The following is a 16185-nucleotide window of genomic DNA, read 5'->3' on the forward strand; positions in this document are numbered from 1 at the left end:
GAATCATGACGGAATGGCGTGCTGCCGGAAAATAAAAAAGTCCGCTGGTTTGGCGGACTTTTCATGAATAACCGGCGGCAGGACTGGACAGGATTATTGGAAATGGCGGGAGAGTCTATCGCAAACCGTTCGTGACAGGGTAACGCCAGTCTTTGCTGCCAAAGCCGCGCTGCGACACGCACGGCCCCGGCGCGGACTGGCGGCGCTTGTATTCGGCCAGCCGCAGCAGGCGCAGCACCTGCGCCGTCTGCGCGGGGTCAAAGCCGGCGGCTTCCAATTCGGCGCGGCCATCGCCTTGCTCCAGCACGCGCGCCAGCATGGCGTCCAGCACTTCATAGGGCGGCAGGCTGTCCTGGTCGGTCTGGCCTTCGCGCAGCTCGGCGCTGGGCGGGCGGGTGATGATGCGCTCGGGAATGGGGTTGTCCACCGTGCCGCAAGGGTTGTGCGCGTTGCGCCAGCGCGCCAGCGCGAAAACGGCGGTTTTGTAAACGTCCTTGATGGGTGCAAAGCCCCCGCACATGTCGCCATACAGCGTGCAGTAGCCCACGGCGTATTCGCTCTTGTTGCCCGTGGTCAGCAGCAGATGGCCGTGCTTGTTGGACAAGGCCATGAGCAGCACGCCGCGCACGCGCGCTTGCAGGTTTTCTTCCGTGGTATCGGCAGGCTTGCCTTCCAGCAGCGGCGCCAGGCTGGCTTGCAGGGTTTCAAAGGCGGGGGCAATGTCGATTTCGTCATGCCGCACGCCCACGCGCCGGGCCATTTCGCGCGCGTCTTGCAGGCTGATGCTGGCGGTGTAGGGGCTGGGCATCATCACCGTGCGCACCTGGCTTGCGCCCAGCGCATCGACCGCCAGCGCCAGCACCAGCGCCGAGTCAATGCCGCCCGACAGCCCCAGCAGCGCCTGCCCAAAGCCGTTTTTGCGCGCGTAGTCGCGCAGCGCCAGCACCAGCGCGGCCCAAAGCTGGCCTTCGGGTGATTCAGGCGATTCAGGCGAATCCGCCGCCAGCGCCAGATGGCCGCCCTGCCAGGCCGCCTGCACCGGCCACAGCTGCGGCTCAAAGCGCGCCGCGCGCCCGGCCAGCGCGCCATCGGCCTGCAAGGCAAACGATGCGCCGTCAAACACCAGCTCGTCTTGCCCGCCCGTCAGGTTCGCGTAAACCAGCGGCAGGCCCGTTTCCAGCGCGCGCTGGCGCATGGCCTGCTGGCGCTCGTCTGGCTTGCCCGCCCGCCAGGGCGAGGCGTTGATGACCGCCAGCAGCTGCGCGCCCGCCGCCCTGGCCTGCGCGGCGGGCGCGGCCTGCCAGGCGTCTTCGCAAATGAGCAGGCCCACGCGCAGGCTCTGCGCGCCTTCGCCTGCCTCGAACACGCAGGCCGACGGCGGCCCCGGCACAAAGTGGCGGCGCTCGTCAAACACGGCGTCATCCGGCAGGTTTTGCTTGAGCGCCGTGGCCACGATGCGCCCGCCGCGCAGCACGCTGGCCGCGTTGTGGCACAGCGCACGCCCCGCTTCGCGCGGCCCCGCCACGGGCGCGGGGTGGCCCACCACCAGCGTCAAATCCGCCAGCGCCGCCGTCTCCTGCGCAATGCGCGCCACGCTGGCCTGGCAGGCCGCAACGAAACCGGGCTGAAGCAGCAGGTCATCCGCCGGGTAGCCGCACACTGCCAGCTCCGGCGTGAGCAGCAGCCGCGCGCCCTGCGCGTGCGCCGCGCGTGCGGCCTCAACAATCAGGCGGGCGTTGCCCGGCAAGTCGCCCACAGTGGGGTTGATCTGGGCAATGGCAATGTGCAGGGGCATGGCAGTGAAAGAAGCGGTTGCGCAAAGGGCGGCGAGTATGCGCCCGGCAGCCCGGAGCCTGCTCGCGGCCAGGCCGCAAAGCGCAGAAAAAGACGGCCCGGCGCATGGCCTGATTTCGCTCCTTTATCCATAGCATGAGGTCCTAGTGGGATCAGCGCGAAGCGGCATTCTGATCCCTTGAATTCGCTCCTGTTTCTGATACACCCAGGCATGCGCGGGCGGCTTGCCGCGCCCACCCTCTGCCCTTTGCCGCTTGCTGGCACGCTTGCCGTTTCAGCATCGGGGCCTCAACGCTCCATCGCCCGCCAGCCCTTGTGGAATGGGCGCAGGCAGCTATCTTTTCTGAAGCAAAATCGCCAGCCCATGAACGCTCACACCCAATCTCTCACCCTGCAAGGCGAGGCCGGAGCCATTGAGGCGCTGCTGGACCGCCCCGGCGCCAGCCAGCCCGGCAGCCAGGCCGCGCGCGGCCTGGCCGTGATCGCCCATCCGCATCCGCTTTTTGGCGGCGCCATGAGCAACAAAGTGGTGCAAACGCTGGCACGCGCCTTCGTGCAGTGCGGCTGGCGCGCGCTGCGATTCAACTTCCGGGGCGTGGGCGCGAGCGCGGGCGTGCATGACGAAGGCCGGGGCGAGGCGCGCGACATGCTGGCCGTCATCAGCCAGGCGCGCGAGGGCGGCGAGGCGCTGGCGGTGGCCGGTTTTTCTTTCGGCGCGTTTGTGGCCGCGCAGGCCGCAGCCAGCCTGGCGCAAGCCGGTGACGAGCCGGCGGCGCTGGTGCTGGTGGGCACGGCCGCTTCGCGCTTTGCCGTGCCGCCCGTGCCGCAAAGCCTGCATGAAAAAACGCTGGTGTTGCATGGCGAGGCCGATGACACGGTGCCCCTGGCCGCCGTGCTGGACTGGGCGCGGCCGCAGTCACTTCCCGTCACGGTTATTCCCGGAGGCGGGCATTTCTTTCACGGACAATTGCCGCTGCTCAAGGGGCTGGCCGCGCGCCATTTGCGCTCCCTGGCTTGAGCCTGAACCGTCCTTTTCCCCTTTTTTTCATCCTGAAATGACGCGATTTGCCCGCGCGCTGGCCGCGCTTTTTTTCGCCGCAGCCGCTTTGGCGGCCACCGCCCAGACCCTGCCCCAGCCGCCCGACATCGCCGCGCGCGCCTACATGCTGGTGGACGTAACGGCAGGCGGCCAGATTCTGGCTGCCAAAGATATTGACGAGCCTGTCGAACCAGCCTCCCTGACCAAGCTGATGACCGCCTATCTGGTGTTCGACGCCCTGCGCGCGCGCAAAGTCACGCTGGAGCAGCGCCTGCCCGTCTCCGAACGCGCGTGGAAGATGCCTGGCTCGCGCATGTTCATTGACCCCAAGATGCAGGTGCCCGTGGAAGATTTGCTCAAGGGCATGATCGTGCAGTCCGGCAACGACGCCACCGTGGCCCTGGCCGAGGGCGTGGGCGGCACCGTTGAAAACTTCGTGCGCCTCATGAACGAGCAGGCCAAGGCGATGGGCCTGAAAAACACGGGCTTTACCAACCCCGAAGGGCTGACCGAAGCGGGCCACACCACCACCGCGCGCGATCTGGCCACCCTCTCCACGCGGCTGCTCCAGGACTTTCCTGAATACATGCACTACTACAGCATCAAGAAATACCGCTACTCCGGCACCCCCGCCAGCAACGAAAACAACCGCAACTGGCTGCTCCAGCGCGACCCCACGGTGGACGGCTTCAAAACCGGCCACACCAAAGCCGCTGGCTACTGCCTGGTGGCCACCGCCAAGCGCGACTTTCCCGGCCTGGGCGGCCGCCGTCTCATCTCCATCGTGCTCGGCGCCGACAGCGAATCGGCCCGCGCCAATGAGTCACAAAAGCTCCTGAACTGGGGCTACACCGCTTATGAAGGCGTGAAACTCTTTGACGCCAACGAACCCGCCGCCTCCCCCCGCATCTGGAAAGGCGCCAGCAACACCCTCAAGCTGGGCCGCACGCAACCCATCATCGTGGCCGCCCCGCATGGCAGCGCCAGCAATCTGAAAACCGAAATCGCCCGCCCCGACCCGCTGGTGGCCCCCATCGCGCAAGGCCAGGCCATTGCCACCCTCAAGGTGTCGCTGGACGGCCAGACCTTGAGCGAGCAGCCCCTCATCGCGCTGGAAGCCGTGCCCGAAGCCGGCTGGCTTGGCCGTATGTGGGACGGCATGCGCCTGTGGCTGCACTGAGCGGCGCAGCCTGCGCGCCCCGCCATGATGAAAAAGGCCGCTTTGCCAGCGGCCTTTTTTGCGCGCTTTCGTGCGGCGCTTGGGGCAGCGCAGCCTGCGCCCGCCAGAAAGAATCAAAAACAGAAGCGAATTCAAGGCGCTTGAAAGCCATCTCGCGCAGATTCCACTAGGACCTCATGCTATTGATTCAGGAGCTATTTTTTGAAGCCCTCTGAATCCATTTGCTGTTTGTCCATGAGCACGAAAAGCGCAGCCTTGAAGGCGGCTGCCTTGCAAATCGTCAGCAAGTCACACAACCTTTCTGCACCTTGCAGCCCATCCCTTTCGCTCTTTGCAGCCGACTCTGAACAGGCCTTTGCTGAGAAAACGGGCCATGTGGAAAAAGAGAAAAAGCCTGCATTCCAGATGGAAAGCAGGCTTTTCATTTTCAAATGGCCCGTGCGGCAGGCGCGGCCTTGAAAGTTTGGTTATTGGGCGGGCTTCTTGCCCTTGGCTTCGGCCTTTGCGGGTTCGGGCTTGGCCGGGTTTTGCAGCCATTGCCAGGGTTGCAGCCAGGCCTGCAAGGCGTTCTGGCCGCTCGGGTTTTGCGGCTGCCCTTGGGTTATGGCGCCCAGAATCTGGGCCAGGTCTTTCTGCCAGGCTTGCATGGCTTGCTGCGCGCCTGTGGAAAAGCTGGCCTGCGTTTTCAAAAGAGCCTGCATGGCGGCCTGGCTGTCGCTGAGGCGGCGCTGCACTTTCTGCCAGAAGGCGTCATTGGGCAGGTCGGCGAGCTTGCGCCAGTCGTCGGCGTCCAGCAGGCTTTGCATGGCGGCGTCGCTTTCGCTGATGCTGTCATGCAGCAGGCGGTGGCTGTAGTCCAGCCATTGCTGGCTGTTTTCCTGCAACAGGCGCAGCAGTTTTACTTGCAGCTCCAGATTGAGCTTGTGCAGGGTGAAGGGCAGGTTCCGGGTGGATTGGTCTTGGGTCGTGCTCATGAAAGCTCCTTTGCTTCAGGGTGGGGAAAACGATGCGGGGTTTTGCATGGGCCAAGGCCGGAACCTGGTTTGTCTTTTATTTCTGCAATACGTACTGGCCTGGCGCGTCGGCCACGGCGTCGCCCATGCGCGGAGGCTGGGCGGGTTTGCCGGAGCGGGCGTTCAGCCAGTCGTTCCAAGCGGGCCACCACGAGCCTTCGTGGCGGGGCGCGGCGGCCAGCCAGGCATCGGGCGTCAGGCTGTCGCCGCCCGCGTGGCGGGTGAGCATCTGGTAGTGGCGGCGCGGGTGGCCCGGTTCGCTGACGATGCCGGCGTTGTGGCCGCCGTTGGTGAGCACGAAGGTGATTTCGGCGGGCGCGAGGCGGTGCAGCTTGAAGACCGAGCGCCAGGGGGCCACGTGGTCGGCCACGGTGCCCACGCAGAACACGGGCAGGCGCAGCGCGCCCAGCGAGACGGGCTGGCCGTCCACAAGGTAGCGGCCTTCGCTGAGGTCGTTATGCAGGAAAAGCCGCCGCAGGTACTGCGCGTGCATGCGGGCGGGCATGCGCGTGGTGTCGGCGTTCCAGGCCATCAGGTCGTTCATGGGGCGGCGCTCGCCCAGCAGGTATTCGCCCAGCAGGCGCGACCAGAGCAGGTCATAGGAGCGCAGCATCTGGAAAGCGCCTGCCATTTGCCGCCCGGTCAGGCAGCCGCGCTGGGTCATCTGCGCTTCCAGCAGCGCGATCTGGCTTTCGTCGATGAACAGGCTCAGCTCGCCGGGTTCGCTGAAGTCGGTTTGCGCGGCAAACAGCGTCATGGAGGCCAGGCGGCCCAGTTGCCCGTCGCGCGCCAGCGCCGCCGCCGCGATGGCCAGCAGCGTGCCGCCCAGGCAGTAGCCCGCCGCGTGCACGGCATGGCCCGGCGCGATGGCTTCTATGGCCTCCAGCGCGGCGCGAAAGCCCAGGTTCAGGTAGTCGTCCATGCCCAGATCGCCGTCGTTTTCATCCGGGTTCTTCCATGAAATGCAGAACACGGTGTGGCCCTGGTCCACCAGGTATTTGACGAGCGAGTTGTGCGGCGAAAGATCCAGGATGTAGTACTTCATGATCCACGCGGGCACGATGAGCACCGGCTCGGGGCGCGTCTTGGCCGTGGCGGGCGCGTACTGGATCAGCTCCATCAGCCGGTTGCGCAGCACGACCTTGCCCGGGGTCACGGCCACCTCGCGCCCGGGCGTGAAGCGCTCGGCTCCGGCGGGCGGCTCTTCGGCCATGAGGCGCTGGAAGTCATCCAGCCAGTAGTTCAGGCCGCGCGTGAGGTTGGCCCCTTTCTCGCGCCAGGTGCGTTGCAGCACGACGGGGTTGGTGAGCAGCCAGTTGCCGGGCGAAAACACGTCCAGGCACTGCCGCGCGGCGAAGGAAACCACTTGCTGGTGATGCGCAGACACGCCCCACACGTCTTGCGTGGCCGCCTCCCACCACTGCTGTTGCAGCAAAAAAGCCTGGTGGTGCAGGTTGAAGGGCCACCACTGCCAGGCCGGGTCGGCAAAGCGGCGGTCTTGCACGGGCGGCTCGGCGGCCAGGGGCTGATCGCCTTGCAGCTGCGCGGCCCGCAGGCCATCGGCCAGCAGCAGGCGCTGCGCGTAGGCCAGCAGCCGTCCGCCAAGCTGCCCGGCCAAACGCAGCAGCTGAAGCTGCCGGCCGGGGCTGGCCGCCAGGTGCGTGGCCCAGTCCGTCACGGCCAGGGCCATAGACTGGGGCGAGATGGAAAACGACAGGCGCGCCAAGGCAGCATGCGTGAGCAAATCCAGGCGGCGCACGCCCAGCAGGGCGGAATCAGGTTTTTTTTCTGGCATGGCGTTGCGGAATGAAATTTCTCTTGCGTCCGCAATGCTAGTCATGAATTGAACACTCATGTTCAAATTCAGGCGCACAGTTGATACGCATCAATCACTTGGATGATCCGGCTGCGCACAATGCCCGGCGTTTTGCCCCCTATCAAGTTTTTCATGACCGCTGCTTTTGCCCGTCTGGCCCTTCGTTTCAACCGTCCGCCTTTGCGCTTTTTTCTTCTGGCCGCCGCGCTGGCCCTGGCGGGTTGCCAGAAATTGCCGCCGTGGTGGCCGCAGTGGTGGCCGGGCGCGCGGCAGCAGGCGCTGCCCGAGGGCATTTACCGCGCCAACGGACGGCTGGAACTCACGCGCGTGGATGTGGCTGCCAAATACCCTGGCCGCTTGCGCGAAGCGGCCTTTCAGGAAGGCGAGCGCGTGCAGGCCGGGCAGGTGCTGGCCGTGCAGGAAGACGGCGAATTGCAGGCCAAACTGGCGCAGGCGCGCGCCGCGCTGGCCCGCGCGCGCTCGGAGCAGGCGCGCGCCCGCGCCGGGCAGGCCGCGCAGTCGCGCAAGGCGGCGCTGGCGCGGCTGGAGTGGCAGCAGGCGCAAAGCCTGCTGCGCCAGCAGCAGATTTCGCCCGTGGAGCTGGAAAAGCGCCAGCTGGCGCTTGACGCCGAAACCGCCGTGCTGGAGGCCGCGCAAGGGGCCGTGCAAACCGCAGGCCACGCCGCAGAAGAAGCGCAGGCGCAGATTGAGCTGGCGCAGGCCATGCTGGAATCGCTGCAGCTGCGCGCACCGCTGGACGGGCGCGTCGAATACCGCCTGGCCGAGCCGGGTGCCATGCTGGCCCCGGGCAGCCGCGTCGCCACGCTGCTGGACGCGGGCGATGCCTGGCTGACGGTGTTCTTCCCCGCTGCCGTGGCCGGGCGGCTGAAGGTGGGCGATGAGGCGCGCGTCACGCTGGAAGGCCTGTCCGCCGCCTTGCCCGCCACGGTGGCCCTGGTGGACGAGCAGGCGCAATTCACGCCCAAATACGTGGAAACGGCCAGCGAGCGGGAAAACCTGGTTTACCGCGTGAAGCTGCGCATTCCGCGCGAGACGGCGCTGGCCTGGCCGGGCGTTCTCAAAGGCGGCGTCACGGGCGACGGCTACGTGCGCACCGGCAGCCAGCCCTGGCCCGCGCAATTGCAGGTGCAGGTGCAAGCGCAGGCCGGCCCGGAAAGCGCCGCGCAGGCGCCGCAGGAGAAGGCCGCAGGGGCCGCGCCCGCTGATGGGGGCGCGCCTTGAGCGGCGGCGCGCCGCAGCCCGCCGCAGCGCCCGCTGACGCCGCCGTGGCGCTGCGCGGCGTCACGCACCGCTACGGGCAGGCGCTGGCCTTGCATGAGGTGTCGCTTGAGCTGCCGCGCGGCGCGAGCATCGCGCTGGTGGGGCCGGATGGCGTGGGCAAATCCACGCTGCTGGCGCTGGCGGCGGGCGTCAAGCGCATCCAGTCCGGGCGCGTGCTGACGCTGGGGCAGGACTTGGCCGACGCGCGGGGCCGCGCCGCGCTGGCCGCGCGCGTTGCCTTCATGCCGCAGGGGCTGGGGCACAACCTCTACCCCACGCTGAGCGTGGCCGAGAACGTGGACTTTTTCGCGCGCCTGTTTGGCCTGGGCGCGCGCGAGCGGCAGGCGCGCCAGGCGCGGCTGTTGCACGCCACGGGGCTGGCGCCCTTTGCCGGCCGCGCGGCGGGCAAGCTCTCCGGCGGCATGAAGCAAAAGCTTGGCCTGTGCTGCGCGCTGGTGCATGACCCCGAGCTGCTCATTCTTGATGAACCCACGACCGGCGTCGATCCCCTCTCGCGGCAGCAGTTCTGGGCGCTGGTGGAAGGCTTGCGGCGCGAGCGGCCCGGCATGACCGTCATCGTCTCCACCGCCTACATGGACGAGGCCGGGCGCTTCGAGCGCCTGGTGGCAATGGACGCAGGCCGCGTGCTGGCCCAGGGCAGCCCCGCCAGCCTGATGGAGCGCACGGGCGCGGCCAGTCTGGAAGAGGCCTACATCGCCCTGCTGCCGCCGGCCAAGCGCCCGGCGGGCGGCGCGCTGAGCATCGCGCCCTGGCGCGACACGGGCGGCGCGCCTGCCATTGAGGCCAGCGGGCTGACGCGCCGCTTTGGCGGCTTCACGGCCGTCGATGGCGTGAGCTTTCGCATCGGGCGCGGCGAAATCTTCGGCTTTCTCGGCTCCAACGGCTGCGGCAAGAGCACCACCATGAAGATGCTCACCGGCTTGCTGGACATCACCAGCGGCAGCGCGCGCCTGCTGGGCCAGCCCATCCGCGCGGGCGACATGAACACGCGCATGCGCGTGGGCTACATGTCGCAGGCGTTTTCGCTGTATGAGGAGCTGAGCGTGCGCCGCAACCTGTGGCTGCACGCGCGGCTGTACCGCATGCCCGCGCCTGCGGCGGCGCAGGCCGTGGAGCGCGCGCTGGACGAGTTCGATCTGCGCGCGCACGCCGACGCGCTGCCCGCCGCGCTGCCGCTGGGCATGCGCCAGCGCCTGCAACTGGCGGCGGCCTGCCTGCACCGGCCTGAAGTGCTCATCCTAGACGAGCCGACTTCGGGCGTCGATCCCGCCGCGCGCGATCTGTTCTGGCAGCGCCTGGCCAGCCTGTCGCGGCAGGAGGGCGTGACCATCTTCGTGTCCACGCATTTCATGAACGAGGCCGCGCGCTGCGACCGCATTTCGCTCATGCACCGGGGGCGCGTGCTGGTGGTGGGCGCGCCGCAGGCGCTGGCTGACGCGCGCGGCGGCGGCGATCTGGAGCGGGCCTTCATCGCCTGGCTGCAAGACGCCGCGCGCGAGGATGGCCAGGCAAGCGCGGAGGATGGAGAAGGCGCGGAAGGCGCGCCTGAATTCCTGCCCGCAGCCCCGCCAGCCGCGCCGCCAGCGCCCGAAGCGGCGGCCTCGGCCCCGCCAGCGCCCCGTAGCGCCCTGGCGCGCTGGCTCGCCCTGGCCTGGACTTTCGCCCGCCGCGAGGCGCTGGAGCTGGCGCGCGACCGCCTGCGCCTGGCCTTCGCGCTGCTGGGGCCGGTGGCGCTGCTGTGCATTGCGGCCTACAGCATCTCGTTTGACGTGGAGAACATCCGCTTTGCCGTCATTGACCACGACCGCAGCGCCGCCAGCCGCCACTTCATCGAGCAGTTCCAGGGTTCGCGCTACTTTGCGCAGCAGCCCTCGCCTGCCAGCCGCGCCGAGGGCGATGCCTGGCTGCGCGATGGCCGCCTGCGCCTGCTCATTGATGTGCCGCCGGGCTTCGGGCGCGACCTGGCCGCCGGGCGGCAGCCCGGCATCGACTTCGCCATTGACGGGGCCGTGCCTTTTACCGCCGCCAGCGTGCGCGCCTACGCCAGCGCCATCACGCTGGACTACGCGCAGCGCCTGCTGCGCAGCCAGCCGCTGCCCGTCAGCGCGGCAGCGGCGGCGGCCTGGCCCGTCACGGTGCAAACGCGCTTTGTCTACAACCAGGAGTTCCGCAGCATCTACGCCATCACGCCGGGCGTGATCATGCTGGCCATGATCCTGGTGCCCACCATGCTCACCGCGCTGGGCGTGGTGCGCGAAAAGGAAACCGGCTCCATCGTCAATCTCTACGCCTCGCCGGCCAGCGTGGGGCAGTACCTGCTGGGCAAGCAGCTGCCCTATGCCGCGCTGGCGGCGGCGAGTTTCGTGAGCCTGGCGCTGCTGGCCGTGGCGGTGATTGGCGTGCCGCTCAAAGGCTCGTTCTGGGCGCTGCTGGCGGGCGGGCTGCTGTTTTCGCTGACGGCCACGGCGCTGGGGCTGCTGGCCTCCACGCTGGTGCGCTCGCAGGTGGCGGCCATCTTCGGCTGCTCGCTGCTGTGCCTGATTCCATCGGCCAATTTTTCGGGCCTGCTGTACCCCGTCTCGACCATGACCGGCGCCAGCTACGTCATCGGCAAGGCGTTTCCGTCGTCCTGGTTCCAGCTGGTGAGCCTGGGCGCTTTCTCCAAGGGGCTGGGTGCGGGCAGCTTCGGCTGGCCCTACGCCATGCTGGCCCTCATGGCCCTGGCCTGCCTGGCGGGCGCGCGGCTGCTGCTGCGCAAGCAGGAGGCGTGAGGCAAAGGGCCTGTTTCAGCTCCTTGATTCATAGCATGATGTCCTAGTGGAAACTGCGCAGATGCCATTTTCAGACCCCGTTAATTCGCTCCTTTTATTGATGCGCCACGCCATGCCTTTTCATGCCTTGCCCGCTTTTTTCTCCGCTTGTGCCCGCCCGGCTTTGAGGGCCGCGTCATGCGTGCGCGCTGGATGAGCGCCGCCGGGCGCTGGCTGCTGAACGTGGGGCTGCTCACGGGCAAGGAGCTGCGCAGCCTGGCGCGCGACCCGGTGCTGGTGGCGCTGATTGTGTTTGCCTTCACCTTCGCCATCGTCAGCATCGCGCACGGCATTCGCGCCGACGTGTTCAATGCCTCGGTGGCGGTGGTGGACGACGACCGCTCGTCGCTGAGCCTGCGGCTGCGCGACGCCATTCGCCCGCCCCACTTCAAGCCGCCGGCGCTGATCGCGCGCAATCAGGCTGCGCCGGGCATGGATGCGGGCGAGTACATCTTCGTGGTGCAGTTTCCGCCCGGCTTCGAGGCCGACACGCTGGCGGGCCGCCGCCCGGCGGTGCAGGTGCTGGTGGACGCCACCGCCATGACGCAGGCCAGCCTGGGCGCGGCCTACTTCCAGCAAATCTTTCTTCAGGAAACGATGGCCTGGCTGCGCGGCCCCGGCTCCAGCGCGCAGACGCTGCTGCCGCTGCGGGTGCAAAGCCGCCTGCACTTCAACCCCAACAACGATTCGGCGTGGTTCACCTCGGTGATGCAGATCGCCACCAACGTCACCATCCTGGCCATCGTGCTGGTGGGCGCGGCCGTCATCCGCGAGCGCGAGCACGGCACCATCGAGCATCTGCTGGTCATGCCCGTGCGCGCCAGCGAAATCGCCCTGGGCAAGATCGCGGCCAACGGGCTGGTCATTCTGGCGGCGGCCCTGCTCTCGCTGTGGGGCGTGGTGCGCCTGGGGCTGGGCGTGCCGGTCAATGGCTCCTGGCTGCTGTTCGGCGCGGCCACGGCGCTGTATCTGTTTTCGGCCACGGCGCTGGGCATGTGGCTGGCCACGCTGACGCCGTCCATGCCGCAGTTCGGGCTGCTGGTGGTGCCGGTGTACGCCATCGCCTACCTGCTCTCGGGCGCGGCCTCGCCCGTGGAATCCATGCCGCCCGCCCTCCAGCAGCTGGTGCGCTGGCTGCCCACCACGCAATTCGTGTCGCTCACGCAGGCGGTCATCTACCGGGGCGCGGGCGTGCGGGCCATCGCGCCGCAGCTGGCGGGCATCGCCGTCTCCGGCGCGCTCTTTCTGGCGCTGGCCGTCTCGCGCTTTCGCTCCATGCTCGCCCGACAAGGATGAATGCCATGCCCCTTCTTCGCGCCTCAGGCGCTCCCCGCGCTCTTTGCTCCCCGCGCCGCGCCGCGCCCTTGCTGGCCCTGGCCTGCGCCGCCTGGCTGGCTGGCTGCGGCCAGGCGCTGAAAGTGCGCACGCCTCCCGCCCAGGCGCGCGTGCCGGACGCTTTTTCTGCCCCCGCCGCGCAAGCCGCTGACGGGCCGCAGCAAGACCTGGGCCGCTGGTGGCGGCTCTGGGGCGACGCGCGGATGAACGCGCTGATCGAACGCGCCCTGGCCGCCAGCCCTGACATCCGCGCCGCGCAGGCCAACCTGCAAGCCGCCCGCGCGCTGGCCGACGTGGCCGAATCAGCCCTGTATCCCACCGCCGTGGCCGCAGCCGCCGCTGGCGCAGGCACAGCCGACTGGCGCAATGCCAGCGCCTGGCGGACGCTGGCGCCGCCCTACAGCGCCGCGCTGCCTTCTTCAGCCGACGCGCGGGGCCTGGCCGCTGGCGTGGGCGCCGTCTGGGAGGCCGACGTGTTCGGCGCCCGCCGCGCCGATGCCAGCGCCGCCCGGGCCGCCGCCGCCATTGCCCAGGAGCGCCTGCACGGCGCACACATGCTGGTGGCCGCCGAAGCCGCCAGCAACTGGCGCGAAGCCCTGGCCCTGGCCCAGCGCCTGTCCATACTGGATGCCGCCACGGCCACCGCCGCCCAGCTGCACGGCTACGCCCAGGCGCGCCTGGCCGCAGGCCAGGCCCGCGCCGCCGACGTGGCCGCCGCCCAGGCGCGCCTGGCCGGACTGCAAGCCGCCCGCCCCGCCTTGCAGGCGCTGCTGCTCACCCGCCGCCAGCGCCTGGCCGCGCTCTGCGGACAGCCTCCAGGCCAGCCCGACGCCGCGCTGGCTGCGCTGCTGCCGGATGTGCCAGAAGCGCCAGAAACGCCGAATGCGTCAGCCGCCGCATCCGAAGCCGCCGCTCCGCCCGAGCCATCTGCGCCGCCCGCGCCGCCAAGCGGGCAGCTGCCCTCCAGCGTGCTGGCGCGCCGCCCCGACGTGCGCGTGCGCCAGCAGGCCGTGCAGGCGCGCGCCGCCCAGCTCAAAAGCCTGAAAGCCGAACTGCTGCCCAGCTTTGGCATCGTCTTTCTCGGCAACGAAGGGCGGCTGGACTTCAGCGGCCTGCCCCGCGCCAGCGGCGCGGGCGGCCTGATCGGCCTGCGCGTCTCGCTGCCCCTGTTCACCGCAGGCCGCTTGCAGGCGCAGGCGCGGGCGGGCGACGCGCGCCTGCACGCCGCCGTGGCCGAATACGACCGCGCCGTGCTCGACGCGCTGCAAGAAGTTGAAGCCGCCTATGCTGCCCGCGCCGCGCTGGACGCGCGCGTTGAAAGCCTGCGAGCCGCCCGCCAAAGCGCCGCCCGCCGCGCCAGCGGCCTGCAAGCCCTCTACCAGGCCGGCGAGCGCCAGCGCGACGCCCCCTTGCAGGCGCGGCTTGAGCTGGCCGAAGCCGACGACGCCCTCGCCCAGGCCCGCATGCAGCAGGCCAGCGCCAGCATCCGCCTCTACCAGGCGCTGGGCGGCGGCTGGTGAAAGCCGCCCGCCCGCGCACCCGCTCCGCAGCAAGAAAACAGAAAACATGCCCGCCACCCCATCCGCCGCTGCCGCCGCAGCATCCGGCCGCTGCCCCCCGCTGAACGCCGCGCAGCAGCGCATTCACCAGGCCGCGCTCAGGCTGTTCGCCGAAAAAGACCCGGCCACCGTCCAAATCAGCGAACTGGCCGCCGCCGCCCAGGTGGCGCGCGGCACCATCTACAACAACCTGGAATCCGTGGAAGCCCTCTTCGGCCAGCTCGTCATACGCCTGTGCGCCGACATGAGCGAACGCATCGACCGCGCCATGAGCGGCGAACCCGACCCCGCCATGCGCCTGGCCGCCGGCGTGCGCCACTACCTGCAACGCGCGCGCGACGAGCCGCACTGGGCGCGCTTCATCCTGCGCTACGGCCTGACCCAGCCCCCGCTGGCCCAGCTATGGCACGGCCCCACCATGCGCTACCTGCGCGAAGGCATCGCCAGCGGCCGCTTCACGCTGCGCCCCGGCCAGGCCCGCACCGCCGCCGTGCTGGTGGCCGGCGCCGTGCTGGGCGGCTTCGCGCAAATGCAGCAAAGCGGCGCCTCGCCGCGCCGCATTGGCAGCGACATCACCGAGCTGCTTTTGCTCTCGCTGGGCCTGCCCGCCAGCGAAGCGCTGCGCATCGCGCGCGCCCGCATGAATTGACGGACCGGCAGCGCCTGGCAGACGCATCAAAAACAGGAGCGAATTCAAGGGCGTTTGAAGTGGCATCTGCGCACGTTCCACTAGGACCTGATGCTATGAATCAAGGAGCTGATTCAGCTCTTTGCCCAGGCTTTTCATCCGCTTTTTCCCCTTTCCGGCATGGCCGCTGCGCCCGCCATTTGCGCCCGCCATTTGCGCCCGCTCCCTTGCGGCAGGTTGCGAGCGACTTCCGGAAAAACGCATGCCAAGACCTGCCTGCGGTTCGCTCTTGCCGCTCCTTGCCGCCCCTCGCGGACAGACTGGAACAGGTGTCCTTATTTCTTTACCGAGGCGCAAAGCGCGCTCGGTACACTCGCGCGCTTTTATGGGCAACACAGGGTTTTTACTGATGCGCAAATCTTGGCGAACAGGAGGCTGGCTGGCGCTGGCCTTGGTGTTGGGCGCAGCCTTCTGGTGGTGGAAGACTTCTGGCGGCCCGCCTGCGCCGCAGTGGGTGACGGCGCAGGTGCAAAAGCAGGACCTGGAAGACACCGTGCTGGCCACGGGCGCCATTCGCGCGCTGCGGCAGGTGAATGTGGGCGCGCAGGCCACAGGGCAGGTCAAGGCGCTGCATGTGAAGGTGGGCGATGTGGTCAAAAAAGGGCAGCTCATTGCCGAGATTGACGACACCACGCAGCAAAACGCCTTGCGTGACGAGCTGGCGGGCATCGAGTCGCTCAAGGCGCAGCGCGCTTCGCGGCAGGCGGCGCTCACGCTGGCTAAGCAAAACCTGGCGCGCCAGCAGGAGATGATGGCCAAGGACGCCACGTCCCGCGCCGATTTGCAGTCGGCACAAAACCAGCTGGCCGCCGCCGAGGCCGATTTGAAAACCAACGCCGCCCAGCTGGAGCAGGCGAATCTGAAGGCGCAGACGGCGCGCGCCAATCTGGGCTACACGCGCATTGCCGCGCCCATGGACGGCACCATCGTGGCCGTGGTGACGGAGCAGGGGCAGACGGTCAATGCCGCCATGTCCACGCCCACCATCGTCAAGCTCGCCCGGCTGGATGAGGTGAAGATCGAGGCGCAGATTTCCGAGGCCGACGTGCCCCGCGTCAAGCCCGGCATGGCCGCCTGGTTCACGCTGCTGGGCGAGCCGGACAAGCGTTACGCCACCGAGCTGAAGGCCATCGCCCTGCTGCCGCCGGCCGATGAAAGCGGCAGCAGCGACACCAGCTCGTCGGCCACATCCGCCGCCAGCGCCACGGCCATTTACTACAACGGCATCCTGCACGCGCCCAACCCCGATGGCGTGCTGCGCGTTTCCATGACGGCGCAAGTGCACATCGTGGTGGACCGTGTGCAAGGTGCGCTCACCGTGCCCGCCAGCGCGCTGGGCGCCAAAGATGACGAGGGCCGCTACGCCGTGCGCGTGCTGACGGGCGAGGGCGATGCGCAGCGCGAAGAAACCCGCCTGGTGCGCGTGGGCCTGAACAACCGCGTGCATGCCCAGGTGTTGGAGGGCCTGAAAGAAGGCGAGCGCGTGATCACGGGCGAGGCCACGCCGGCTATGGATGCCGTCAGCGTGGAAATGGGGCCGCCGCCGCCCATGGGGCCTTGAAGGAGCGCGCCATGACTGAACACCGTCTGGCGCAAGCCGGGGAAGAAAGCGTGGAAAAAGCGAATGGCGGCGGGCCGGGCGCGCCGCT

General features: G+C 68.7%; 13 protein-coding genes. 9 read left to right on the plus strand and 4 right to left on the minus strand.

The genetic code is table 11. The features are described from left to right. Positions 1-115: 115 nt before the first annotated feature. On the minus strand, positions 116-1795 hold the full coding sequence (locus tag ADJ79_RS11445) for an NAD+ synthase (RefSeq protein WP_050716075.1): 1680 nt from the start codon (positions 1793-1795) through the stop codon (positions 116-118). A gap of 363 nt (positions 1796-2158) precedes the next feature. Here ADJ79_RS11445 and ADJ79_RS11450 point away from each other — a divergent pair, with 363 nt between their 5' ends. From ADJ79_RS11450 to ADJ79_RS15030, 3 genes are all read left to right on the plus strand, one after another. After that, entirely contained in the window at positions 2159-2812 is a 654-nt protein-coding gene (locus ADJ79_RS11450; RefSeq protein ID WP_050716076.1) for an alpha/beta hydrolase, read from the plus strand. 37 nt (positions 2813-2849) lie between these two features. Beyond that, entirely contained in the window at positions 2850-4013 is a 1164-nt protein-coding gene (locus tag ADJ79_RS11455; protein ID WP_050716077.1) for a D-alanyl-D-alanine carboxypeptidase family protein, read from the plus strand. Positions 4014-4283: 270 nt separating this feature from the next. Then, positions 4284-4472: a hypothetical protein gene (locus ADJ79_RS15030; protein WP_172674062.1), complete on the plus strand. Its 189-nt coding sequence runs from the start codon at positions 4284-4286 to the stop codon at positions 4470-4472. 8 nt (positions 4473-4480) lie between these two features. On the opposite strand, the gene ADJ79_RS11470 is transcribed toward ADJ79_RS15030, so the two are convergent. Together ADJ79_RS11470 and ADJ79_RS11475 are read right to left on the minus strand one after the other, a co-directional pair. After that, entirely contained in the window at positions 4481-4987 is a 507-nt protein-coding gene (locus ADJ79_RS11470) for a phasin family protein (protein ID WP_050716080.1), read from the minus strand. Positions 4988-5063: 76 nt separating this feature from the next. Continuing rightward, a complete protein-coding gene (locus tag ADJ79_RS11475) occupies positions 5064-6821 on the minus strand; it encodes an alpha/beta hydrolase (protein WP_050716081.1) in 1758 nt (585 codons plus the stop codon). A gap of 153 nt (positions 6822-6974) precedes the next feature. Between ADJ79_RS11475 and ADJ79_RS11480 the strand changes: the two genes are divergently transcribed. The 5 genes from ADJ79_RS11480 to ADJ79_RS11500 all read left to right on the plus strand — a co-directional run bounded on the left by ADJ79_RS11480 (position 6975) and on the right by ADJ79_RS11500 (position 14497). Further along, positions 6975-8084, plus strand: coding sequence for an HlyD family secretion protein (locus ADJ79_RS11480; protein ID WP_172674063.1), 1110 nt, complete (start codon positions 6975-6977; stop codon positions 8082-8084). Beyond that, positions 8081-10915, plus strand: a complete 2835-nt coding sequence (rbbA, locus tag ADJ79_RS11485) for a ribosome-associated ATPase/putative transporter RbbA (RefSeq protein WP_050716083.1) — start codon at positions 8081-8083, stop codon at positions 10913-10915. Before ADJ79_RS11480 ends, rbbA begins: the two co-directional genes overlap by 4 nt. Before the next feature lie 177 nt (positions 10916-11092). Further along, positions 11093-12250, plus strand: coding sequence for an ABC transporter permease (locus ADJ79_RS11490; RefSeq protein WP_253273819.1), 1158 nt, complete (start codon positions 11093-11095; stop codon positions 12248-12250). 5 nt (positions 12251-12255) lie between these two features. Then, a complete protein-coding gene (locus ADJ79_RS11495; protein WP_172674064.1) occupies positions 12256-13809 on the plus strand; it encodes a TolC family protein in 1554 nt (517 codons plus the stop codon). A 46-nt stretch (positions 13810-13855) separates the two neighbouring features. Further along, positions 13856-14497, plus strand: a complete 642-nt coding sequence (locus ADJ79_RS11500; protein WP_050716085.1) for a TetR/AcrR family transcriptional regulator — start codon at positions 13856-13858, stop codon at positions 14495-14497. Between the two features lie 93 nt (positions 14498-14590). On the opposite strand, the gene ADJ79_RS15035 is transcribed toward ADJ79_RS11500, so the two are convergent. Beyond that, a complete protein-coding gene (locus tag ADJ79_RS15035; protein WP_172674065.1) occupies positions 14591-14893 on the minus strand; it encodes a hypothetical protein in 303 nt (100 codons plus the stop codon). On the opposite strand from ADJ79_RS15035, the gene ADJ79_RS11505 reads away from it, so the two are divergent. Then, the gene (locus ADJ79_RS11505) at positions 14886-16097 is read left to right on the plus strand and encodes an efflux RND transporter periplasmic adaptor subunit (RefSeq protein WP_050716086.1); all 1212 of its coding nucleotides are present in this window, start codon (positions 14886-14888) and stop codon (positions 16095-16097) included. The genes ADJ79_RS15035 and ADJ79_RS11505 overlap by 8 nt on opposite strands. Positions 16098-16185 lie beyond the last annotated feature (88 nt).

This window comes from Ottowia sp. oral taxon 894, assembly GCF_001262075.1.
In the GTDB taxonomy this organism is placed as follows: Bacteria; Pseudomonadota; Gammaproteobacteria; order Burkholderiales; family Burkholderiaceae_C; genus Ottowia; species Ottowia massiliensis.

What these genes read in the sequence shown, in the direction of transcription:
- ADJ79_RS11445 (WP_050716075.1), bottom strand. Translation starts at nt 1,795, where the DNA reads ATGCCCCTGCACATTGCCATTGCCCAGATCAACCCCACTGTGGGCGAC.
- ADJ79_RS11450 (WP_050716076.1), top strand. Translation starts at nt 2,159, where the DNA reads ATGAACGCTCACACCCAATCTCTCACCCTGCAAGGCGAGGCCGGAGCC.
- ADJ79_RS11455 (WP_050716077.1), top strand. Translation starts at nt 2,850, where the DNA reads ATGACGCGATTTGCCCGCGCGCTGGCCGCGCTTTTTTTCGCCGCAGCC.
- ADJ79_RS11470 (WP_050716080.1), bottom strand. Translation starts at nt 4,987, where the DNA reads ATGAGCACGACCCAAGACCAATCCACCCGGAACCTGCCCTTCACCCTG.
- ADJ79_RS11475 (WP_050716081.1), bottom strand. Translation starts at nt 6,821, where the DNA reads ATGCCAGAAAAAAAACCTGATTCCGCCCTGCTGGGCGTGCGCCGCCTG.
- ADJ79_RS11480 (WP_172674063.1), top strand. Translation starts at nt 6,975, where the DNA reads ATGACCGCTGCTTTTGCCCGTCTGGCCCTTCGTTTCAACCGTCCGCCT.
- ADJ79_RS11490 (WP_253273819.1), top strand. Translation starts at nt 11,093, where the DNA reads ATGCGTGCGCGCTGGATGAGCGCCGCCGGGCGCTGGCTGCTGAACGTG.
- ADJ79_RS11495 (WP_172674064.1), top strand. Translation starts at nt 12,256, where the DNA reads ATGCCCCTTCTTCGCGCCTCAGGCGCTCCCCGCGCTCTTTGCTCCCCG.
- ADJ79_RS11500 (WP_050716085.1), top strand. Translation starts at nt 13,856, where the DNA reads ATGCCCGCCACCCCATCCGCCGCTGCCGCCGCAGCATCCGGCCGCTGC.
- ADJ79_RS11505 (WP_050716086.1), top strand. Translation starts at nt 14,886, where the DNA reads ATGCGCAAATCTTGGCGAACAGGAGGCTGGCTGGCGCTGGCCTTGGTG.